Annotated in this window: 20 protein-coding genes; 9 read left to right on the top strand and 11 right to left on the bottom strand. The window is 69.1% G+C overall.

From position 1 onward, the window contains the following. The first annotated feature begins 388 nt into the window (after positions 1-388). A complete protein-coding gene (locus K0H49_RS27875) occupies positions 389-2,185 on the top strand; it encodes a DEAD/DEAH box helicase (RefSeq protein WP_219219772.1) in 1,797 nt (598 codons plus the stop codon). Between the two features lie 180 nt (positions 2,186-2,365). Continuing rightward, positions 2,366-4,024 carry a YncE family protein gene (locus K0H49_RS27870; RefSeq protein ID WP_219219770.1) on the top strand — a complete coding sequence of 553 codons (1,659 nt, stop codon included), beginning with the start codon at positions 2,366-2,368 and terminating at the stop codon, positions 4,022-4,024. On the opposite strand, the gene K0H49_RS27865 is transcribed toward K0H49_RS27870, so the two are convergent. The 3 genes from K0H49_RS27865 to K0H49_RS27855 are packed head-to-tail and all read right to left on the bottom strand — an operon-like array spanning position 4,025 to position 6,695. Continuing rightward, entirely contained in the window at positions 4,025-4,759 is a 735-nt protein-coding gene (locus K0H49_RS27865; RefSeq protein WP_219219768.1) for a FadR/GntR family transcriptional regulator, read from the bottom strand. Between the two features lie 17 nt (positions 4,760-4,776). After that, positions 4,777-5,724: a 2-hydroxyacid dehydrogenase gene (locus tag K0H49_RS27860; RefSeq protein ID WP_219219765.1), complete on the bottom strand. Its 948-nt coding sequence runs from the start codon at positions 5,722-5,724 to the stop codon at positions 4,777-4,779. Further along, positions 5,721-6,695 (bottom strand): Bug family tripartite tricarboxylate transporter substrate binding protein, encoded by a 975-nt coding sequence (locus K0H49_RS27855; protein WP_219219764.1) that lies wholly within the window; start codon positions 6,693-6,695, stop codon positions 5,721-5,723. The genes K0H49_RS27860 and K0H49_RS27855 overlap by 4 nt, the downstream gene beginning before the upstream one ends. A gap of 145 nt (positions 6,696-6,840) precedes the next feature. On the opposite strand from K0H49_RS27855, the gene K0H49_RS27850 reads away from it, so the two are divergent. From K0H49_RS27850 to K0H49_RS27835, 4 genes are all read left to right on the top strand, one after another. Then, a complete protein-coding gene (locus tag K0H49_RS27850; RefSeq protein WP_219219762.1) occupies positions 6,841-7,722 on the top strand; it encodes a 2-dehydro-3-deoxygalactonokinase in 882 nt (293 codons plus the stop codon). After that, a complete protein-coding gene (locus tag K0H49_RS27845) occupies positions 7,719-8,360 on the top strand; it encodes a 2-dehydro-3-deoxy-6-phosphogalactonate aldolase (protein ID WP_219219760.1) in 642 nt (213 codons plus the stop codon). The genes K0H49_RS27850 and K0H49_RS27845 overlap by 4 nt, the downstream gene beginning before the upstream one ends. An 11-nt stretch (positions 8,361-8,371) precedes the next feature. Further along, positions 8,372-9,103, top strand: a complete 732-nt coding sequence (locus K0H49_RS27840) for an aldolase (RefSeq protein WP_219219758.1) — start codon at positions 8,372-8,374, stop codon at positions 9,101-9,103. A gap of 85 nt (positions 9,104-9,188) precedes the next feature. Then, a complete protein-coding gene (locus tag K0H49_RS27835; RefSeq protein ID WP_219219756.1) occupies positions 9,189-9,698 on the top strand; it encodes a DUF1993 domain-containing protein in 510 nt (169 codons plus the stop codon). A gap of 10 nt (positions 9,699-9,708) precedes the next feature. Here K0H49_RS27835 and K0H49_RS27830 read toward each other — a convergent pair whose 3' ends face one another. Both K0H49_RS27830 and K0H49_RS27825 read right to left on the bottom strand, forming a co-directional pair. Continuing rightward, complete coding sequence (locus K0H49_RS27830) at positions 9,709-11,763, bottom strand: 2Fe-2S iron-sulfur cluster-binding protein (RefSeq protein WP_219219755.1); 2,055 nt, start codon at positions 11,761-11,763, stop codon at positions 9,709-9,711. 22 nt (positions 11,764-11,785) lie between these two features. Beyond that, positions 11,786-12,397: a glutathione S-transferase family protein gene (locus tag K0H49_RS27825; protein WP_219219752.1), complete on the bottom strand. Its 612-nt coding sequence runs from the start codon at positions 12,395-12,397 to the stop codon at positions 11,786-11,788. A gap of 148 nt (positions 12,398-12,545) precedes the next feature. On the opposite strand from K0H49_RS27825, the gene K0H49_RS27820 reads away from it, so the two are divergent. After that, the gene (locus K0H49_RS27820; RefSeq protein ID WP_219219750.1) at positions 12,546-13,445 is read left to right on the top strand and encodes a LysR family transcriptional regulator; all 900 of its coding nucleotides are present in this window, start codon (positions 12,546-12,548) and stop codon (positions 13,443-13,445) included. 109 nt (positions 13,446-13,554) lie between these two features. Then, the gene (locus tag K0H49_RS27815; protein ID WP_219219748.1) at positions 13,555-14,022 is read left to right on the top strand and encodes a nuclear transport factor 2 family protein; all 468 of its coding nucleotides are present in this window, start codon (positions 13,555-13,557) and stop codon (positions 14,020-14,022) included. 25 nt (positions 14,023-14,047) lie between these two features. On the opposite strand, the gene K0H49_RS27810 is transcribed toward K0H49_RS27815, so the two are convergent. The 4 genes from K0H49_RS27810 to K0H49_RS27795 form a co-directional block, all read right to left on the bottom strand. Continuing rightward, complete coding sequence (locus K0H49_RS27810) at positions 14,048-14,743, bottom strand: SDR family oxidoreductase (protein WP_219219747.1); 696 nt, start codon at positions 14,741-14,743, stop codon at positions 14,048-14,050. A 46-nt stretch (positions 14,744-14,789) separates the two neighbouring features. Beyond that, positions 14,790-16,199 (bottom strand): MATE family efflux transporter, encoded by a 1,410-nt coding sequence (locus K0H49_RS27805; protein ID WP_219219745.1) that lies wholly within the window; start codon positions 16,197-16,199, stop codon positions 14,790-14,792. Between the two features lie 21 nt (positions 16,200-16,220). Beyond that, positions 16,221-17,531: an MFS transporter gene (locus K0H49_RS27800; protein ID WP_219219743.1), complete on the bottom strand. Its 1,311-nt coding sequence runs from the start codon at positions 17,529-17,531 to the stop codon at positions 16,221-16,223. Positions 17,532-17,637: 106 nt separating this feature from the next. Continuing rightward, a complete protein-coding gene (locus K0H49_RS27795; protein WP_219219741.1) occupies positions 17,638-18,093 on the bottom strand; it encodes a MarR family winged helix-turn-helix transcriptional regulator in 456 nt (151 codons plus the stop codon). Positions 18,094-18,168: 75 nt separating this feature from the next. Here K0H49_RS27795 and K0H49_RS27790 point away from each other — a divergent pair, with 75 nt between their 5' ends. Beyond that, positions 18,169-18,714 (top strand): PaaI family thioesterase, encoded by a 546-nt coding sequence (locus K0H49_RS27790; protein WP_219219740.1) that lies wholly within the window; start codon positions 18,169-18,171, stop codon positions 18,712-18,714. 30 nt (positions 18,715-18,744) lie between these two features. On the opposite strand, the gene K0H49_RS27785 is transcribed toward K0H49_RS27790, so the two are convergent. Together K0H49_RS27785 and K0H49_RS27780 are read right to left on the bottom strand one after the other, a co-directional pair. After that, entirely contained in the window at positions 18,745-20,187 is a 1,443-nt protein-coding gene (locus tag K0H49_RS27785) for a sigma-54-dependent transcriptional regulator (RefSeq protein WP_219219738.1), read from the bottom strand. After that, on the bottom strand, positions 20,177-22,018 hold the full coding sequence (locus tag K0H49_RS27780) for an ATP-binding protein (protein WP_219219736.1): 1,842 nt from the start codon (positions 22,016-22,018) through the stop codon (positions 20,177-20,179). Before K0H49_RS27780 ends, K0H49_RS27785 begins: the two co-directional genes overlap by 11 nt. Positions 22,019-22,020: the final 2 nt, after the last annotated feature.

Raw genomic sequence — 22,020 nt, 5'->3', positions numbered from 1 at the left:
AACAAGGGCCGCGCGACGCGCTGCGGGCGGTCAGCGAGGGGCGGCGAACCTTCTATTATCCCCAATGGCGCAGACGCCCCCGCCCGCGCCGCCCGGTTCTGGCACCGGGGCCGAGGTTTTACGACCGCACACCCGCCCGCCGCAAGGCCTTGCGCAAGATGTTTCCAGGCGTGGCGCCGACTCGTGCGACAATGGGCCTTCGTTGCCGGGTCCAGTTGCCCGCAACAGCGGCTCTTCTGCCGGGGACAAGAAGGCTTTGCGCACACCCATGCGACTGGCTCTCGGCTCCCACCCTTGATACATCAGCCTTGACTGACCGGGTCGCCCCAACAAAGGGCACCACGGTGGGCCGATGCCACTGCGCCATGCAAGGCGCTATTGCTTCCAAATGACTTTTGAAGATCTGAAGTTGGCCCCGGCCATCCTGAAGGCTGTGCTCGAGCACGGCTACGACACGCCCACGCCCATCCAGGCCCAGGCGATCCCCGTGGTGCTCGAGGGCCACGACCTGCTCGGCGGCGCCCAGACCGGCACCGGCAAGACCGCGGCCTTCACGCTGCCCATGCTGCACAAGCTCACCATGAGCCGCAGCGCCACCAACAAGTTCGGCGGCGTCGGCATCCGCGCCCTGGTGCTGACCCCCACGCGCGAACTCGCGGCCCAGGTCGAAGAGTCGGTGCGCACCTACGGCAAGTACCTGCAGCTCGACTCGACCGTGATCTTCGGCGGCGTCGGCATGAACCCGCAGATCAGCAAGCTCAAGAAGGGCGTCGACATCCTCGTGGCCACGCCAGGCCGCCTGCTCGACCTGCAGCAGCAAGGCATGCTCGACCTGTCGCAAGTGCAGATCCTGATCCTCGACGAAGCCGACCGCATGCTCGACATGGGCTTCATCCACGACGTGAAGAAGATCCTCGCGCTGGTGCCCAAGGACAAGCAGAGCCTGCTGTTCTCGGCCACCTTCAGCGACGAGATCCGCGACCTGGCCGCCCAGCTGCTCAAGAACCCGCAAAGCGTGCAGGTCACGCCGCGCAACACCACCGTGCAGCGCATCACCCAGGTGATCCACCCGGTGGGCCGCGGCAAGAAGAAGGCCCTGCTCGCCCACATCATCAACGAGCACAATTGGAGCCAGGTGCTGGTGTTCACGCGCACCAAGTTCGGCGCCAACAACGTCGCCGAATTCCTGACCAAGAACGGCATCGAGGCGATGGCGCTGCACGGCAACAAGAGCCAGAGCGCACGCACCCAGGCCCTGGCCGGCTTCAAGACCGGCGCCATCCGCGCGCTGGTGGCGACCGACATCGCGGCCCGCGGCATCGACATCGACGAACTGCCGCACGTCGTGAACTACGAAATCCCCAACGTCAGCGAAGACTATGTGCACCGCATCGGCCGCACCGGCCGCGCGGGCAACAGCGGCGAGGCGGTAAGCCTGGTCTGCCTGGACGAAGAAGGCTTCATGCAGGAGATCGAGCGCTTCACCAAGCAGCAGATCCCGGTGAAGATCGTCGAAGGCTTCGGCCCCGAAGAAGGCGAACACGCCGAGCCGATCGCCATGGGTCGCCAGACGATCTGGGGCGGCGCCGGTCGTCCGCCGAGCCGTGACGTGATGCAGGCGGCCGCCAAGGCCGCTCGCACCGAGATGCTGCAGCGCGTGCGCGACAACAAGGCCGGCCAGGGCGATCGCTCGGGCGGCGGCGGCGGCGGCGGTGGCGGTGGCGGTCCCCGTCGCGGCGGCGGTGCGGCACCCCAGGGTGCACGCAGCGGCGGCGGCGGCCAGGGTCCTGCACGGGGCCAGGCACCGCGTCCACAAGGCGGTCCGGGTCGCGGCCCGCAGGGTCCGGCGCGCGCGCCGCACCATGCGCCGCAAGGCCTGCCGCATGACGAGCGCCAACCGCGCCATCACGGCAACAGCCACAGCCCGACGCAAGCCAACCAGGTCGCGCACCTGCGTGCCGAAGCGGTCGGCGGCGGCGACGGTCAGCCCGATCCGCTGCGCACCAGCGTCGACAGCATGGGCGGCGGCCGTGGCCGCCGTGGTGGTGGCGGCGGCGGTGGCGGCTACGGCGGCAACCGCTCGGGCGGCGGCGGTGGTGGTGGTCGCTCCGGCGGCGGCGGTGGTTACGGCGGTGGCGGCGGTGGCCGTTCGGGCGGCGGCGGTGGCCGGTCCTTCGGCCGCTGAGCCGGGACCGCGGCCTTCGGGCCGCGTCACTCGCTGACTCACACAAGGGCGCTTCGGCGCCCTTTTTCCTTGGCGGGCCCCGATCGCGCTGGGGGAGCGATGGGCGGGCCGCGGCCTTCGCCGTGGTGTCACACACGCGGCGAACAATGCCCGCTTCCACGCTCGCTCTCCCCCACGATCATGAGACTTCTGCGCCCCGCATCGCGCCCGGCCGGCCGACGCTTCCTTCCGTCGCTGCTCGCGCTGGCCTGCACCATCGCCCTGTCCGCCTGCGGCGGCGGCAGCCACAACGACGTGACGCCGGGCACGCCCGTCGCCGGCGGCCCGGGCCAGCCCTCGACACCGCCGGTCACGCCGCCGCCGGAAGTCGTGGCGCCCACCATGCAGGTGACGCTGGCCGGCTGGCCGGGGCTGGCCGCGCTGACGATCAAGGCCGACGGCACGGCCATCACGCCCGATGCCAACGGCAGCTTCACCGTCAGAAGCGACAGCAGCCTGCGCTTCGAGGCGGCCGGCGTCGAGCTCGCGACGATCGCACCGAAGAGGAACATCACGCTGTTCGACCTGGCGGGCGCCACCGATTGCACGAGCGCGCCCGAACTGGGCAAGCTCGTGAGCTTCCTGATGGCGCTGGACAAGGACCAGGACCCGAGCAACGGGATCACCCTCCCCGCGCTCGCGGCACCGGCCCCGGCCGGCACCCGGATCGCCACGCTTGGCGAGGCCGACCTGCTGGCGCTCGAGCAGCGCCTGGTCGGCCGCAACGTGCCGATCCAGACCGCGCTGTGGTCCGCCAATGCGGCACTCGACGCCGAGTCGTGGACCGAGGACGTGGCCCGGCGCACGCAGTTCACCAACGACATGGGCGTGCTGCAGGGCTACCTCGACCGCGTGCTGGCCGTGCTGGCGGTCGCGCCGGGCGACCTGCGGGGCTTCGCCTACCTGAGCAACGAAGAGGCCGCGAAGATCCCCGCGACGCTCAAGGGCCAGGGCATGGCCTACGACGGCGACACGCCCGTGTTCTCGTGGCGCTACGGCCTGCAGCGCGCCGATGCCGACTTCAACGGCACGCTGACGCAGGCGCTGGCCCTGCCGGCCGAGATCCAGGCCGAGTACGCCGCCAACCCCGCGGGCGTGCACCTCGGCCACATCGGCGACATCGACATCTTCGAAGGCAAGCTGTATGCGCCCATCGAGGACGAGGACGACTCCTCGCAGCAGTCCTACGTGGCGGTCTACGACGCCAGGACGCTGCAGTACACGGGCCAGAAGTTCGCGCTGCCGCGCGCCGAGCATGCCGACGGCGTGCCATGGGTGGCGGTGGACGGCCCGCGCAAGCTGGCCTACACCGTGACCTGGAGCACCTTGGCCGCGGACAAGCTCAACGTGTTCGACCTGGCCACCTTCAAGCTGCTGCGCTCGGTGCCGTTGCAGACCTCGTTCAACGGCAAGCGAGTGCAGGGCCTCAAGGTCTTCAACGGCATGCTCTACGCGGCCGCCGACACCAAGGACAACGTGAGCGAGACCGGGCTCAAGCGCAAGCGCCTCTACAAGGTCGACCCGGTCAGCGGCTCGGTGATCGAGCTGCTGCACTACGACGAGCCCAACCGCTCCGAAGGCGAAGGCCTGGCCTTCAGCCCCGACGGCAAGCTGCACCTGGCCGTGCTCGCGCCCTACACCACGCCGCTGTATGCGCCCGCCACGGGCAACCCCAAGCCCTTCGACGAGAGCTACAGCATCGACGGCGACGACTGGAACCCCTCGGGCTCGCTGCGCCACTTCAGCCGCGATGCGCTGCCGGCGCGCGAGAAGCTCTGCGCGCTGTCGGCCGCGCGCTGATCACTTCGCCGCAATGCGGCGAGGGCGCGTCGGCCGCGCCTGCGCGCCCAGCACCGCCTCGATGTCGGCGCGCGCGCTGTCGATCAGCGCCAGCACCGCGCGCTCGGCGCGGTCGGGGTCGCGCGCACGCACCGCATCGAGCACCGCGCGGTGCCGCGGCAGCGACAGCGCGGGTCCGTTGTGCCGCGTGCTGGAAATCTCGAAGCTGGTGCGCAGCAGCGCGTTGAGCGCCTTGCTCATCTGCGCCAGCATCAGGTTGCCCGCCGCGCGCAACAGGCCGTGATGGAAGCGCAGGTCATGGGTCGTGTAGTCGTCGCCCTGCGTCGCCACCGCCTGCGCCATGCCGGCATAGGCGTCTTCCAGTTCCGCGATGTCCTGCGCGGTCGCGCGTTCGGCCGCCAAGCGCACGGCGGCCGGCTCGACCATGCACCGCAGGTCCTGCAGGTCGCGCAGGAACTCCGGCGTGAGGCCGACCTTGGCCTTCCAGGTGATCACGTCCGGGTCGAACCAGTTCCACGCCTCCTGCGGCAGCACACGGCTGCCGACCTTGGGACCGGTCACGACCATGCCCTTGGCCGCCAGCGCCTTGATGGCCTCGCGCACCACCGTGCGGCTCACGCCCAGTTCCTGGCCCAGCAGCGGCTCGGGCGGGATCACGCCGCCCTGTGCGTAGCGGCCTGCGACGATCGCCTCGCCCAGCAGGTCGACCGTCTGGCCGTGCGCGTTCTTGGCCATCGCCTTGTGCAGGCTTCTCAGGCGGGGACCGGCGTGAGCAGCGGCTGGCCCGCGAAGTGCGCGCGCAGGTTGTCGAAGGTGAGCTGCGCCATCGCCTCGCGCGTCTGCTTCGTGCCGCTGCCGATGTGCGGCGTGAGCACCACGTTGTCCATGGCCAGCAATTCGGCCGGCACGTTGGGCTCGTCGGCGAAAACGTCGAGCGCGGCACCGGCGATGGTGCCGGCCTGCAGCGCCGCGATCAGCGCCGGCTGGTCGACCACGCTGCCGCGCGCCACGTTCACCAGGTAGCCCTGCGGGCCCAGCGCCTGCAGCACCTTGGCGTCGATCAGGCCGCGCGTGGCCGCGCCGCCGGGCGTGATGACGACCAGGAAATCGACCGCGGCCGCCAGCGATGCGGCGTCGGGATGGTAGGCGTAGGGCAGGTTCGCGCGCGGCGAGCGCGCGGTGTAGGCCACGTCCATGCGGAAGGCCAGCGCGCGCTGCGCGATCGCCTGGCCGATGCGGCCCATGCCGACCACGCCCAGGCGACTGCCCGCGACCTTGCGCGCCACCGGGATCGGGCCCTTGAGCCATTCGCCGCCGCGCACGAAGCGATCGGCCTGCGGGATGCGCCGCGCCGCGGCGATCAGCAGCCCCAGCGCGAGGTCGGCCACGTCGTCGTTGAGCACGCCGGGTGTGTGGGTCACGGGCACGCCGCGCGCCCGGGCCGCGGCCACGTCGACGCCGTCGTAGCCCACGCCGAACACCGTGATCATCTCCAGCGCGGGCAACTGCGCGATGAGTTCGGCCGGCACCTTCGACTCGCCGGTCGCAACCACCGCGCGGATGCGCGGCGCCACCGCCGCGAAGGCGGCCGGGTCGGTCAGATGAAGACGGTCGTGCACGGTGACGGCACCGCGCAGCGCGTCCATCAGGAAGGGCATCACCGGTGCAACGACCAGCACCTCCGGGCGTTCAACGCTCATGCGCGGATCCCCACCTTCTGCACCAGCTCCTTGAAGTAGAGGTGGTCACGCTCCATCGACTGGCCGAACTCGGCCGCATCGAGGTAGGAGAAGCCCAGGTTGAGCTTCTCGAGCGCCTCGCGCAGGGCCGGCTCCTCGGCGGTCTTGCGCGCCACGGTGCGCAGCACGTCGACCACCGCCGTCGGCGTGGCCTTGGGGACGGCCAGGCCGCGCCAGGTGCCGATCGACAGGAAGATCTTGCGTTCCTTCAAGGTCGGCACCTGGTCGAAGGCCTTGAGGCGCTGGTCGGCCATCACGGCCAGGATCTTGAGCTTGCCGGCCTGCACGTGCACGGCGACTTCGCCCGGGCTCACGGCCACCGCATCGATGTGGCCGCCGAGCAGCGCCACCACGCCGGGCGCCGCGCCCTGGTAGGGCACATGGTTGAACTTGACGCCGGTCTTGTCCTCGAGGCCCGCGGCCGCAAGATGCCAGATCGAGCCGTTGCCCGAGTTGCCGACCCGCATCTCGCCGGGCTTGGCGCGGGACGCCGCGAGGAACTCCTCGATGGTGTTCCAGGGCGCATCGGCCTTCACCGTGATGGCCGCCGGGTCGGCATTGAGACGCGCGATGGGTCGGAAGTCGGCATAGGTGAACTTCGACAGGTTCAGGTGCGGCAGGATCACCAGCTCGGCGATCACCACCGACACCTTGTAGCCATCGGGCTTGCTGTTGAGCACCTCGCCCATGCCGACCACGCCGCTGGCGCCAGGCTTGTTGTTCACGATGAAGGGCTGCGGGAAGTGCTTCTTCGCGATCTCGGCGAAGCCACGCGCCAGCGCGTCGGTGCCGCCGCCCGCCGAGGCCGGCACCACCAGTTCGACGGGCTTGCTCGGATAGTCCTCGGCGAAGGCCGCGAAGGGCAGCGGCAGCAGCATGGCGCCGAGCCCCTGGAGAAGGTGGCGGCGCTGCGCCGAGAGGGTGTCTTGCATGGCTCTGTCTCCTGTTGTGGGATCGACGATGCACGTGTTTCCGGGCATCGGTCGGCTTATCATATGATGATTGAAAATGCCGTTTTCGCGGGACAAACCCTGAAGAACGGCCCCTTCGAACGATGAAATCCGGAGACAGGCAAGGATGCAATGGGTCGCTGTGGATTGGGGCACGAGTTCGCTGCGCGGCGCGCTGCTGGATGCCGATGGCAAGGTGCTCGAGGAACAGAGCCACGCGCGCGGCATCCTCAGCGTGCCGGCCGGCGGCTTCGGTGCCGCCTTCGATGAACTCTTCGGCGCGTGGATGGCGCCCGCGGGCACGCGCTGCCTGATCTCCGGCATGGCCGGCAGCAAGCAAGGCTGGGTCGAAGCGCCCTACTGCGCCTGCCCGGCCGGCCTTGCCGACATCGCGGCCAAGGTGATCGAGATCGAGCCCGGCCGCATCGCCATCGTGCCGGGCCTCAGCGACGAGCACGACGGCGTGCCCGACGTGATGCGCGGCGAGGAAGTGCAGATCTTCGGCGCCATCGCACTGACCGGCCTGCGCGACGGCCTCTTCGTGCTGCCGGGCACGCACAACAAATGGGTGCGCGTGGCCGAGGGCCGCGTGGCGGGCTTCCGCACCTTCATGACCGGCGAGTTCTACGCGCTGCTGGGCACCCATTCGATCCTGGCGCGCACCCTCGACACCACGGCACCGCTCGACGAAGCCGCCTTCCTGCAGGGCGTGATGCAGTCCGGCAACAACGAAGGCCTGCTGCACAACGCCTTCGGCGCGCGCACGCTGGCCCTGTTCGGTCGCATGTCGGCCGGCGACCTGGCGAGCTATCTCTCGGGCCTGCTGATCGGCGAAGAGCTGCGCACGCAGTCGCTGCGCGCCGCGGGCGAGGTCGTGCTGATCGGCTCGCCCGCCCTCACCCAGCGCTACGCGCTGGCCCTCCATGCCAGCGGCGTGACCAGCCGGACCCTGGGCGCCGAAGCGACCTGGGCCGGTCTGCATGCCGTGGCCACCACACTCGCACCATGACCACCGCCCTCGACACCTTCCACGCCGCCGTGCGCCAACTCCCGCTGGTCGCGATCCTGCGCGGCCTCACGCCGGCCGAAGCGCCCGCGGTCGGCGACGCGCTGGTCGACGCCGGCTTCCAGCTGCTCGAAGTGCCGCTCAATTCGCCGCAGCCGCTCGAGAGCATCGCGCTGTTGCGCCAGCGCTTTCCCGCTGCGCTGGTCGGTGCCGGCACGGTGCTGACCGCGAAGCAGGTGCGCGAGGTGCATGCGGCCGGCAGCGCACTGATCGTGGCGCCCAACTTCAACGCCGAGGTGGTGGCCGAGGCGGCCCGGCTCGGCATGGTGAGCCTGCCCGGCGTGGCCACACCCACCGAGGCCTTCGGCGCGCTCGCGTCCGGTGCCACCGGGCTCAAGCTGTTCCCGGCCGAAGCGGCCTCGCCGGCCGTGGTCAAGGCCTGGCTGGCGGTGCTGCCCAAGGGCACGCCGCTGATGCCCGTGGGCGGCATCACGCCGACCAACATGGACGCCTGGCGCGCGGCCGGCGCCACCGGCTTCGGCATCGGCTCCGCGCTCTACAAGCCGGGCAAGAGCGCCGCCGCGGTGCGCGACGACGCGCTGCAGTTCGCCGCCGCCTGGAACCACGCCGTGCGCACCTGAGGGCCCATCCCATGCAGAACGCCGACGCCCAATACCAAAGCCCGCAGGTGCGCCAGCTGCGCGAAGACCTCGCGCTCGCGCTGCGCGCCGCCGCGCACCATGGCCTGTCAGAAGGCGTGTGCAACCATTTCAGCGTGGCGCTGCCCGGGACCGTCGACCGCTACCTGATCAACCCGCGCGGCCTGCACTGGAGCGAGGTGCGGCCCGACGACATCGTGCTCATCGACCTGCACGGCGAAGTACTGGCCGGACGCCACCGCGTCGAGCCGACCGCCCTGTTCATCCACGGCGCGGTGCACCGCCTCACGGGCCATGCGGTGGTGCTGCATTGCCACATGCCCTACGCCACCGCGCTCACGCTCACGGCCGACCGCGCGCTCGACCCGACGCTGAGCCAGAACGCGATGCGCTACATGGGCCGGATCGCGATCGACGCGCAGTACAACGGCCTGGCGCTCGACGATGCCGAGGGCGAGCGCATCGCGCGCACCATGGCCGCCGGCAAGGACGTGGCCTTCCTGGCCAACCATGGCGTGATCGTCGCTGGCGGCACCATCGCCCATGCCTACGACGACCTCTACTACCTCGAGCGCGCCTGCCTGCACCAGGTGATCGCGCAGTCGACTGGCCGGCCGCTGGCGCCCGTCGATCCCGCGCTGGCGGCGCGCGTGGCGGCCCAGGTGCAGGGCGAGCGCGAGCAGTCCGACCTGTTCTTCGAGGCGTTGCGCCGGTTGCTGCCTTAGCCCTTGCACCGCACCGACACGGGCCGTGCCGTACCATGCACGCGCCCGAGCGACCTGCCGGGCTCTCCAGGAAAAGAACCCACCCATGACCAGCCCCCTCTACAGCGCCAGCATTCCCGTCCTCAAGCAGATGCTCAGCGCCTTGTCCGATGTGCTCGCGAAGGCCGAAGCCCATGCCACGGACAAGAAGATCGAACCCAATGCCCTGCTGCAGGCGCGCCTGTTTCCCGACATGTTTCCGCTCGTTCGCCAGGTGCAGATCGCGGCGGATTTCGCCAAGGGCATCGGCTCGCGCCTGGCCGGTGCGCCCGTGCCCTCGTGGCCCGACACCGAGACCAGCTTCGCCGACCTGCAGGCGCTGATCGCCAAGGCCAAGGACCATCTGGACAGCTTCACGCCCGAGCAGTTCGCGGCCAGCGAATCGCTGGAGATCGTGCTGCGCCCCGGCACGCCCAAGGAGAAGAAGCTCTCGGCCAGTGCCTACCTGCTGCACTACGGCCTGCCGCAGTTCTTCTTCCATGTGACGACCACCTATGCGATCCTGCGCCACAACGGCGTCGAGGTCGGCAAGCGCGACTACATGGGCGCGTACTGAGCCCTGCCGCTCACAGCGCGAGGTGCAAGGCCTCGCCTGAAGACGCCGCCGGCACGGCGCAGCAGATCAGCGCGGCGCCCTCCTCCACCGCGAAGGACGGCGGCGTCGCATAGCTGACCGCGCCCTGCAGCACGCGCGTGCTGCAGCTGCCGCAGCTGCCGCCGCGGCAACCGAAGGCCGGCGACAGGCCGCGCGCTTCGGCCACTTCCAGCAGAGACCCGTCGCCCGGCTTCCATCGCGCCTCCTTGCCAGAGCTGGCGAAGACCAGGCGCACCGGCTGCGTGGCCGCGGGTACCGCCGGCGCTTCGCTTCCGCTGCGACGCAGCGACGCGGGCCCGAAGACTTCGGCATGGATGCGCGCATCCGCCACGCCGAGGCCGCGCAGGCCGTCGTAGACCGACTGCATGAACGCTGGCGGGCCGCACAGGTAGAAGTCGTGGTCGCCGAAGGGCAGCGTGGCCTGGAGCAGCGCCATGTCGATGCGGCCTTCGACATCGAAGTCCGGCCCCGCCTTTGCATCCTGCGGCGCGCTCAGCACGCGGACCCAGTGCAGGCCGCCCTTCCCGGCCTGCACGAGCGCGGCGATCTCCGCATCGAAAGCGCGCTCGCCCGCGGTACGCGCCGACTGGAACAGCCAGGTCGGCCGCAGCGTGCGCGTGCGTGCGCCCTCGTGCACCACGTGCCGCAGCATCGCGAGCAGGGGCGTGATGCCGACGCCCGCGGCCAGCAGCACGGCCGTCCGGCGCTGCGCCGCATCGAGCGTGAAGCGGCCCGCGGGCGCGCGCACTTCGAGTACATCGCCTTCCTTCAACGCATGCAGGTGCTGCGACACGCGGCCTTCGCGCTTGACACTGATGCGGTAGGCGCCATCGGCCGGCGCGGTCGACAGCGTGTAGCTGCGCTGCACCGGCGCATCGGTGCCGGGCAGCGCGACGCGGATCGGCAGGTGCTGCCCGGCCTGGTGCGGGATGCGTGCGATGCCATCGGCCGGTTCGAGATGCAGCGATCGGATCGTCGTGCTCTCGTCCACCGTGCGCACCACGCGAAAGGGCCGCCAGCGCTCGGCCAGCGCCGCGGCCTCGCGGCGTTGCGCGGCCTGCGCCCAGTCGCCGGTCATCGCGAGATGGGGCGACGCGCCGTCGGGCTCGAAGCTCCAGCGCAGCGGCAGTCCCTCGGGCCGATGCACGACGCGCCGCGGCCTGAAGCGCCACAGGCGCTCGGCCCCTTCGAAGGCAGCAATCTCGGGTGAGTCGAGCACCAGCTCGGTGTCGCCGCTCATCTGCAGCATGTCGCCCGTGGCCGAATCGACGAACAGCAGGCCGGCCTTCGGATGGAGCAGCAGGTTGCCCAGCGTCATGAAGAACAGGTTGCCGTTGAAGTCCGGGATGGTGAGCACGCCATCGTCGCCGATGCGCACGAAGCCGGGCTTGCCGCCGCGGTGCGACACGTCGACCTGGCGCGTGCCGTCTTCGCGGACCACGTACGAGGCCACGTAGAAGGTGTCGGCGGCCGTGATCAGTTGCCGTGCGCGCGCATCGAGGGCATCGAGATGCACGGCCGGTGGCCGGGCCGGCTCTTGTGGATCGCGCACCAGCGCGAAGCGGCGATTCTGGATGTAGCGCGGGCAGTTGCCGAAGCTCTGCGTGACGGCCAGGTCGAAGCCTTCGGTGCCCTCGCGCCGCACCGTGCCGTTGACGCGGTTGCGCCGTCGCGTCATCGGGTCGACGCCCACCATGCCCAGTGCATCGCCGTCTTCCATGCCCGCCTCGGCCGGATCGGCGGCATCGCGCCGCGAACGCACATGCAGCGTGCCCGGGTCGGGCGCCTGCAGGAAGCCGGGTTCGCCGGCCCGCATCGTGGCCCACACATCGCCCGCGGGGTCGACCGCGCCGATCGCGATGGAGGGCAGCAGCGGATAGAACGCACGGTGCTGGTCGAGCAGGAAGCTGCGCACATAGAGCCGGCCCGGCCGGTCCATGTGCTCGACCACGCCGACGCTCTGCTGGATCGCGAGCTCGCCCGCATGCCAGGGCGAGTCGAGACGCGGTGAGGACGGGTTCGACATGGCCGTGCGCTTTCGTGAAGGCTCAGGCCTCGAGCCCCGCCGGCGTGCGCTGGAAGTCGACGAAGCCCGGCAGCGCCTCGATGCGCGCGAGCCAATCGCGCACCTGGGGATAGGCCGAGAGATCGACAAACCCTTCGGGTGCGCGGGCGATGTAGCTGTAGAGCGCCACGTCGGCGATGGTCGGCTGCGAGGCCGCGATGAAGGCCTGCGACGACAGCTGGGCCTCGATCAGCGCCAGCACGCCGTGCGCGCGCTGGATCACCTCCTCGGACCGGAAGTCGGCGCCGAAGACCGTGATCAGCCGCGCCGCGGCCGGGCCGTAGGCGATCTGCCCGGCGGCCACGCTGAGCCACTTCTGGATGCGGGCCTCGGCGAGGGGTGAGGTGGGCAGCCATTCGGTCTTGCCGAGCTTGCGTGCGAGGTAGACCATGATCGCGTTCGAGTCGGTCACGATGGTGCCGGCGTCGTCGAGCGCGGGCACCTGGCCGAAAGGGTTGATGCGCAGGTACTCGGGCGCCTTGTGGGCACGCTGGGCCAGGTCGACCTCGACCAGTTCGTGCGGCACGCCGAGCAGCGACAGGAACAGGCGGGCACGATGAGAATGGCCGGACAGCGGGTGGTGGTAGAGCTTCATGGGGATCTCCAGGGTTCGAGAAAAGGACCGGTGGCACCGGCTTAGGTGCAATGATCTTTTCTTCGGCCGCTCTCTAGAATCCCCGTCTGCGGCAAGTCACTCTTGCCGATTCACGAACAACGACACGCTGGCGCGGAGGAACCCGGGTATGGATCGCATACAGGCCATGTCGGCCTTCCTGGCCGTGGTCGACACGGGCGGCTTCGCCTCCGCTGCGCGCAAGCTCAACGTCTCGCCCTCGGTGGTGACGCGTGCCGTCACCGAGCTCGAGGAGCGCCTGGGCACGCGCCTGCTCACGCGCACCACGCGCTTCGTGCGGCTCACCGAGACCGGTGCCGGCTATGCCGATGGCTGCCGGCGCCTGCTTGCCGAACTCGAGGAGGTGGAAAGCTCGGCCGCGGGCACGCATGCCGCACCGCGCGGGCAACTGACCATCACCTCGCCGGTGAACTTCGGCCGCATCCATGTGGCGCCCATCGTGCGCCACTACCTCGGGCAGTACCCCGAAGTCGACATGCAGTGCTGGTTCCTCGATCGCGTGGTCAACCTGGTCGACGAAGGCGTCGACGTGGCGGTGCGCATCGGCGCGCTGCCCGATTCGTCCTTGCAGGCCACGCGGGTCGGCCGCGTGCGGCAGGTGCATTGCGCCTCGCCCGACTACCTGGCGCGCCACGGCGTGCCACGGCGGCCCGAGGACCTGGCCGCGCACGTGATCGTGGCCGCCACCGGCGTGTCGCCCACGCTGGAGTGGCGCTTCCTCGAGGGCGACAAGCCGGTGCAGGTGCGCTTCCAGCCGCGCCTGTCGACCAACACCAACGAGTCGGCCGCCGACGCCGCCACCGCGGGCTTCGGCATCACGCGGCTGCCGATGTACCACATCGCGCAGGCGCTGCAGCAGGGCACGCTGAAGCTGGTGCTCGAGGACTTCGAGCGCCCCGCGCTGCCCATCCACGTGGTGCACCGCGAAGGCCGGCATGCCACGCGCAAGGTGCGCGCCTTCATCGACATGGCGGTGGAAACGCTGCGCCAGAACCCGAACCTGCAGTGAGGCCGCGGCGAAGAAAAGTGCATTGCCGATTCCGCAGCACTGCAGCGCAAGGCCCGGTGCTAGCCTTCGGATCGATCACCCTGCCCCATCGATCCACAGGAGCCCCGCCATGGACACGCGCCCACCCCTTCCGCCCTTCACGCACGAGACGGCCGTGCAGAAGGTTCGCCTGGCCGAAGACGGCTGGAACACCCGTGACGCCGCACGCGTCAGCCTGGCCTACACGGAAGACACCGTGTGGCGCAACCGCACCGACTTCCCCGTGGGGCGCGAAGCCGCGCGCGCGTTCCTCGAGCAGAAGTGGGCGCGGGAACTCGACTACCGGCTGATCAAGGAGCTGTGGGCCTTCGCGGGCAACCGCATCGCGGTGCGCTACGCCTACGAATCGCATGACGCCTCGGGACAGTGGTTCCGCAGCTACGGCAACGAGAACTGGGAGTTCGCGCCCGACGGCCTGATGAAGCGCCGCTTCGCCTGCATCAACGACCTGGCCATCGACGAGTCCCAGCGCCTGTTCCACTGGCCGCTGGGCCGCCGCCCCGACGACCATCCGGGGTTGAGCGAACTCGGGCTCTGACGGCGATCGGGACGTTGTCGCGCGCTCAGCCCGCGTAAGCCGGCGTGGCGCTCGACAGGCTGGCCTTGACGCCGCGGCTCACGTCGTCGGCCAGCACCTCGAACAAACCGGCCTCCACGCCTTCGAGCGTGACGCGTGCCACGTCGGCCGGTGCGCTCTTCGGGGCGTCGATGCCGTCGGTCATGTCGGTGTCCATGTAGCCCACGTGCAGGCTGGTCACCTGCGTGCCCTGCTCGCGCAGTTCGTTGCGCAAACCGTTGCTCAGCGACCAGGCCGCGGCCTTGGAGGTGCTGTAGGTCGCCACGCTCGGGAAGGTGGCCCAGGCCAGTGCCGACAGCACGTTGACGATCGCCCCGCCGCCGTTGGCCTTGAGCACCGGCGCGAAGGCCGCGGCCAGCGCCCAGACGCCGAAGAAGTTGGTCTCGAACTCGGCGCGCGCCTTCTCGACCGAGCCCGGCGACAGCAGGTCGGCGCCCAGCGAGATGCCGGCGTTGTTGATCAGCAGCGTGACATCGCCGCAGGCGCGCACCGCGGCCGCGACCTGCGCCGCATCGGTGACGTCGAGCGCGATCGGCACCACGCCCGGGAGCGTGATGCTGGCCGGGTTGCGGGCGGCCGCATAGACCTTGCGTGCGCCAGCGGCCAGCGCGGCCTGTGCGAAGGCCAGGCCCAGGCCGCGGTTGGCGCCGGTGATGAAGACGACGGAATCTTGGAGCTTCATGGATTGCTTTCGGGGTGAGGAGAAAAGGAGAGATGAGGAACCGCGCCTACGCGCCTTGCAGCCGCTGCATCAGCGCACTCGGCGTGCGCGGCCAGCCCACGCGGCCGAACCAGGCGCCGCCGGCGATCGCGGCGGCCGTGATCACGCCGTAGACCACCAGGGCCACGCCCTGGGCGACGAAGACATGGCTCAGCTGGCCGCTCCAGCGCAGCGCCAGCCAGCCGCCCAGGCCCGCGACCGCGAGCCGCGCGAGGTTGCCCATCACCGGCCAGTAGAGGCGCCCTGCCCCCTGCGAGGCGAAATACAGCACCAGGCCGACGCCGAAGAAACCGTAGAACGGCCCCACCGCGCGCAGGTAGTGCGTGCCGGCATCCAGCATGGCCGGGTCGTTGCCGAACAGCAGCAGCCAGGGGCGCGGGAACAGCGCCGCGGCCAGGCCGATGGTCTCGGTCAGCGCGAAGGCCATGCCCACGCCGATCCAGCTGGCACGCAGCGCGCGCTCGCGCTGGCCGGCGCCGATGCAGGTGCCGACCATGGCCAGCAGCGGCGCGCCCAGCCCGAAGACCAGCGGCACCAGCAGGTACTCCAGGCGCGAGGCGGTGCCGTAGCCCGCGATGGCGCCGGGCCCGAACTGGCCGGCCAATGCGGTCGCGACGCCGATCGACAGGTTGACGCAGACCGTCGCGATGGCCGAGATCAGGCCCACGCGCAGGATGTCGCGGAACAGCGGCCAGCGCAGCTGCAGGCCGGCGAACGAGAGTTTGAGCAGGCTGCGCTTCGAGCGCATGTAGAGCAGCAGTGCCGCGGTGCCCAGCAGGTAGTACAGCAGCAGCGCCATCGCGCCGCCCGCGATGCCCATGGCCGGCACCGGGCCCCAGCCGAAGATCAGCAGCGGCGACAGCGGGATCAGCACCACCACGCCGGCCACCGTCACGTTGGCGGGCACGGCCATGTTGCCGGTGCCGCGGATCACGGCTGCCAGCGAGTTGAAGAGCCAGACCAGCACTGCGCCCGCGAACACCCAGTGCGAGTAGGTGATGGCCGCCTCCAGCGAGGCGCCGCTGCCGCCCATCTCCGCATAGAGCCAGCGCCCGCCGAACAGCAACACCACGCTGAACAGCACGCCGAAGCACAGCGCCACCGCGATGGCATGCAGCACCAGCGCGCGCGCATCGTCCATGCGCTTGGCGCCCAAGGCGCGCGCGATGGCCGAGGCGATGCCGCCGCCCACGGCGCCGGCCGAGGTCATCTGCATCAGCATCACGATCGGAAACACCAGCGCCATGCCGGCCAGTGCGTCGGTGCCGAGCTTGCCGACGAAGTAGGTCTCGATCAGGCCGACGGAGGCCTGCGCCACCATCACCACCACGTTGGGTGCGGCCAGACGCAACAGCGTGGGCACGATGGGCGCCTCGAGCAGCTGGCGTGTGCGGGGGTCGAGGTCCGAGGTGGTCATCGCAGTTCCTGGCGCGGGTGTTCAGGCACGGGCCGCAGCCGGGACGGCCGCACCGGTCTTGGCCGCGGGACGGCGGATCAGCAGCACGATCACCGCGGCCACCAGGCAGGCGGCACCGGCGGCGTACAGGGCCGGGGTGTAGGTCAGCAGCAGCGTGCGCGCGAAGCCCGCGCCGTACGCGGCCGTGGCGGCGCCCAGCTGGTGCGCGGCGAAGATCCAGCCGAAGACCAGGCCGACCTTGGCCGGGCCGAAGGTGGCGCCCGCGAGCTTGACGGTCGGCGGCACGGTGGCGATCCAGTCGAGGCCGTAGAACATCGCGAAGATGCCCAGGCCGTAGATCGTGAACTCCGAATGCGGCAGCCAGAACAGCGAGAGCCCGCGCAGGCCGTAGTACCAGAAGAGCAGCTTGCGGTTGTCGTAGCGGTCCGACAGCCAGCCCGAAAGGATGGTGCCCACGAAGTCGAAGGCACCCATCATCGCGAGCACCGAGGCCGCGGGCACGGCGCTCATGCCGTAGTCGCCGCACAGCGAGATGAAATGGGTCTGCACCAGGCCGTTGGTGCTCAGGCCGCAGATGAAGAAGGTCCCGGCCAGGATCCAGAAGGTGCGGTTGGTCGAGACTTCCTTGAGCACGCGGAAGGGCGTGGCGAAGTTCATCATGGGCGCAGCGACGGCGGGTGCCGCGGGCTGCGTGCCGGGCTTCTCACCGTAGGGCAGCAGGCCGATGTCCGAAGGCCGGTTGCGCATCAGGCACAGCGCGAGCACGCCGATCAGGATGCTGCCGATCACGATCGGCACGATGGCCGAGCGCCAGCCCCAGTGCTCGATCATCCAGGCCGCGAAGGGCAGGAAGGCCAGCTGGCCGGTGGCCGAACTGGCGGTGAGCATGCCGATGACGAGGCCACGGCGCGCCACGAACCAGCGGTTGGCCACCACCGCGCCGAGCACCAGCGCGGTCATGCCGGTGCCCAGGCCCAGCAGCAGGCTCCAGAGCACGAACAGCTGCCACAGCTGCGAAGCCATGGTGACCAGCGCCATGCCCAGGCCGACCAGCGTGAGCCCGGTGCAGATCACCGCGCGCAGGCCGTAGCGTTCCATCAGCACCGCGGCGAAGGGGCCCATCAGGCCGAACAGCGCGAAGCGCAGCGCCAGCGCCGACGAGATCTGCTCGGTGCTCCAGCCGAACTCCTTGGTCAGCGGCTGCAGCATCGCGCCCGGCAGGCCCAGCGCCGCCGACATGGTCAGCATGGTCAGGAAGGTGATGGCGGCGACGATCCATCCGTAGTGGATGCCGCGGCGCTGGAGCCATGCGGAGACTTGGGTGGCGAACATGGGACCTCGGCTGTTGGAATGGAATGTGAGGAGGCGAGAGACGCATGCCTGCGTAGGGCTGGCACGCGCGAGAAAAAGGTGTGGGAGGTCCTGAGTGGGATGGCGATCAGTCGTCGACGGCCGAGCCGTCGTCGGCCCCGAGCAGCGCCATCGCCTCGTCGATCAGCTGGTGCAGCGCGATCACGCGCTCCACGCCCAGCAGCGCGTTCATCTTCTGCTGCGCCGTCTTCCAGTACTGCTGCGCCTCGCGGCGCTTGGCCTCGCCCGACGCGGTGACCTGCACCAGCTGGCTGCGCGCGTCGGCACCCGCGCTCTGCACGATCCAGCCCGCGCCGATCAACGGCTGCAGGTTGCGGCTCAGCGTCGAGGCCGTCATCTGGAGTTCGGCCGCCAGGTCCACCGGCCGCGACGGACCCAGCCGCGCCAGGTTCGACAGCAGCGAGTACTGCGTGGTCTTGAGCCCGCTCTGCGCGACCTCGGCGTCGTAACGCTGCGACAGCCGGCGCGACAGTTGCCGGACCTTGAAGTTGGTGCAGCCGCTCGGCTTGAGGGAGGTGTTCATGGGATATTATTGTAGGTGCAACTGTTGCATATGCAACTCACCCTCCATCCCAAAGCCCACAAGGGGAACATAGGCATGACATCACCCAGCCACCAGCTCGAAGCCTGGATCGAAGAAGAGCGCCGCGTCACCAAGCGGCTCGATGCGGGTCCCGGCCCCGGGGTCGCCAGTCTCGAAGAGATCGAAGGCAAGAGCGGCCTCGAGATCATGCAGGCCATGATCGACGGCGAGATCCCCTACGCCGCCATCGCCAAGACGCTCGACTTCACCGTGCTCTCGGTGCAGGCCGGCGTGGCGGTGTTCCAGGGCACGCCGATGGCGCGGCACCTGAACCCGCTGGGCACGATCCACGGCGGCTGGGTCGCGACGCTGCTCGACTCGGCACTGGGCTGCGCGGTGCACACCATGCTGCCGGCGGGCCGCAGCTACACCACGGCCGAGCTCGGCGTGAACTATGTGAAGGGCGTCACGCCCAAGGTGCAGCGCGTGCGCGCCGAGGGCCGGGTGATCCATTGCGGTCGCCAGCTGGCCACGGCCGAGGCGCGGCTGGTCGGGCCCGACGGCACGCTGTACGCGCACGCCACCACCACCTGCCTGGTGTTCGAATTGAAGAGAGCCTAGGTCTGGCGCGCCATCGACCTTTGAGGTGCCCTACTCCACGAATTCCTGGGAATCTCTTTCTGTCGCACCGTCTTGGCGAACACGCGTCGCCGCAAGCTGGCCGTCGTCGCGTTTGGTAGAGAGGTTGTATTTCCTCAGCTTGTCGGCCAGCGTGGTCTTGGGCACCTTCAGCGACCGGGCGCTCAATGACGCGTTGCCGCTGTGTTTGACCAACACGCTTTCGATGATCGCCTTCTCGAAGTTCTCGACCATGTCGACCAGCCCCGGATCGTTGTCCAGGTCGGGGTCCGCATCGGGCTCGCGCCGCGTGATGACGCCGCACGGCACGTTCAGCACCAGGCATTCGGCGATGTTCTTGAGTTCCCGCACATTGCCGGGCCAGTCGTGTGCCAGCAGCTGGTGCTGCTGCGCCTGGCTGATCTCGGGCAGCGGCCGCGCATAGCGGCTGGACGCCAGCAGCAGGAAATGGTTGAGCAGGACCGGAATGTCCTCCCGCCGCTCGCGCAACGGCGCCATCTTGACCGACGCGATGTTCAGCCGGTAATACAGGTCGGCCCTGAACGTCCCTTCCTGCGCGGCCTGAAGCAGGTTGATCTTGGTCGCCGCGATGATGCGGACGTCCACATGCAGCTGCTCATTGGAGCCGATGCGCTCGATCTTCCGGTCCTGGATCACCCGCAGCAGTTTCATCTGCATCGAGATGGACATCGACTCCAGTTCATCCAGGAACAAGGTGCCCCCGTTCGCGAACTCGATCTTTCCGATGCGCTTCTCGAGCACGCCGGGCATCGCGCCAGGCTCGTGCCCGAAGAGTTCGTCATCGAGGAGCGGATCGGACATGGCGCCGCAGTTGATGACGACGAACGGCCCCTGACGGCGGTCGGACTGGGTGTGCAATGCCTGCGCGACGACTTCCTTGCCGGTCCCTGTTTCACCGGAGATCAGTACATCGACAGGGGAAGCCGCCAGCTCGGCCGTCAGGAGCCGTACGCTCTTGATGTGTTCGGAGGCGCCGACGAGCTGCCTCTCAAACCCGTGCAGATCGGCCAGGCTTTGCCTCAGCTTCAATACTTCCAGCGTGAGCTTCCGTTTCTCGAGCGCGCGCCGGGTCACGTCCAGCAGCGTTTCCCTGGAAAAGGGTTTGGTGATGAAGTCGTAGGCGCCGTTTCGCATGGCTTCCACGGCCAGTCGAACGTCTCCATGCCCGGTGATCATCACCACCGGCAGTTCTGCGTCGAGCTGGCGGCAGAACTTGATGAGCGCCAGACCGTCCTCGCCAGGCAGCTTCATGTCGGTGATGACCACGCCCGCAAATCCGGGCTGCAACAAGGGCCGTGCGTCCTCCACGCTCGCCACCGCTCGGGAGGGTATGCCTTCGAGGTCGAGGGCCTGTGTGCAGCCCAGGCGCATGTCGGGTTCGTCTTCCACCAGCAGGACCATCAGGTTGCTGCCGGGACATTCATCACGATTCATACGACGGTATCCTCAAACGAAAGCAGGTGCCGCGGGACGGCGTGGACACGATTTCGATCGTGCCGCCAAACTCGGTCAGGATGTCACGCGAAATGACCAGGCCCAGGCCGAGGCCCGCGCCGCTTTCCTTGGTGGTGAAAAAAGGTTCGAACAACCGGGCGCGCGTGGCTTCGTCCATGCCCGAGCCGTTGTCCGAAACACTGATGCGGGTCATGAACGCATCGCATGACCCATCGCCGCCCTGCTCTGCGCGGATCGTGATGACCCTCGGCAGATCCTGCTCTCCGAGTGCGTCCAGCGAATTGCTCAGGAGGTTGATCAACACCTGCTCGAGTCGATTCTGTTCGCAACGAACGAAGAACTGCCCCTTGCCGACCGGGTTGGAAATTTCAACCTGGAGCGCTCGTATCCTGCTGCTGAGCAGAAAAAGCGCGTCGTCGAGCGATTTGCTCAGATCGACTTTCTGAAAGACGGGCTCCGACTTCCGGGCGAAGTTCTTCAAGGGCTGGATGATGCTGCCCATCTGATCGACCAGCCGGCCGAGGATCTTCAGGTTCTGTGTCGCGCTGTCCAGCTTCCCGCGAAGCAGGAATTCCTCTGCATTGCCTGCAATCGTGCGCATCGCGCCCAGCGGCTGGGTGAGTTCATGGGTGATGCCGGCCGACAGCTGTCCCAGGACCGCCATCTTGCCCGCCTGCACCAGTTCGCTTTGCGCGGCGCGCAACGACTGCTCGGCCACATTGCGTTCGTGCACTTCGCGGCGCAACTGATCGTTGATGGTGCTCAGGTCGTGCGTGCGCTCCGCCACCTTGATTTCGAGGGCCACATTCGACTGCTCCAGCATCCGCCGCACCAGCCGACGCTGCTTGGCGATGCGACGCCATTGGACCGCAGCCAGCGCCAGCAGCAACAGCAAGGTGGCGCCGCCGCCGCCGGTGAGCGCCGCCATCCGCGCCGCGCGGTGCACCTGCTTCAGGTCGAGCACGATGCTCACGCGCCAGTCCATGCCGTCGAGCGGCCGGATCAGCGTCATTTTCTGGCTGTCGGTTCGGACATCGACATCGTCGCCGACGGTCGGAAAACCCTGAATGGGCAGAATTTCGAGATCGGAATAGGCCCGGGTGAGCTGCAAGTTCACGCGCTGCTCCACGGTCAGCGGCGAGATCGCGCGGTATTGCCATTCGGGCCGGGAGGCCAGGATCACCACGTTGTTGGCATCGGCGATCAGCGCGGGCGAACCGACCAGGTTCCACAGCTGATCGACCGGGTGCAGCCCGATCTTGATCACCGCCACGCCCACCACCACCGCCCCGTCACGCACCGGGTACGAGACGAAGTACCCGGCGCCGCCGCCGTCGATGCCGATGGAGAAATGCTTGCCCACACGACCGGCAAGCGAGTCGAGGAAGTAAGGCCTGAAAGACACGTCGGTGCCCAACAGGCTGTCGTCATGCGTGGTGGTGTTGCTCGAAGCGACCACCACGCCCCTCACGTTCACGGTGAACGCCGCCAGCCCGCCCACATGGGCGTTGAGACGCCGGAGGTAGTCGTTCACCGCGCGGGTGGAGCGCAAGGTGCCGGGCGTGCGCAGGATCTCCAGCACCTCCGGGTGCAGCTGGATGGTGGCCGGAATGTTCTCGAGGGGTTTGGCGACGCCCTCTACCGCCGACGCAAAAAGGTCGAGCCGATGGTTGGCTTCGGTCTGGAGTTGCCGAATACCGACCTCCTTCCCCCGCTGGTAGGAAAAGAAGGCAGCGGCAAATACCAATAGCAATGCCACGACGCCGCTGGCGCCCTTGAGAATATTGGCAACTGCCGCACCCCGCAACATGG

Source organism: Variovorax boronicumulans (assembly GCF_019352895.1).
Classification (GTDB): Bacteria; Pseudomonadota; Gammaproteobacteria; order Burkholderiales; family Burkholderiaceae_C; genus Variovorax; species Variovorax boronicumulans_A.
The sequence above is the reverse complement of the archived record's forward strand: the minus strand, read 5'-3'. Positions and strand labels throughout refer to the sequence as shown.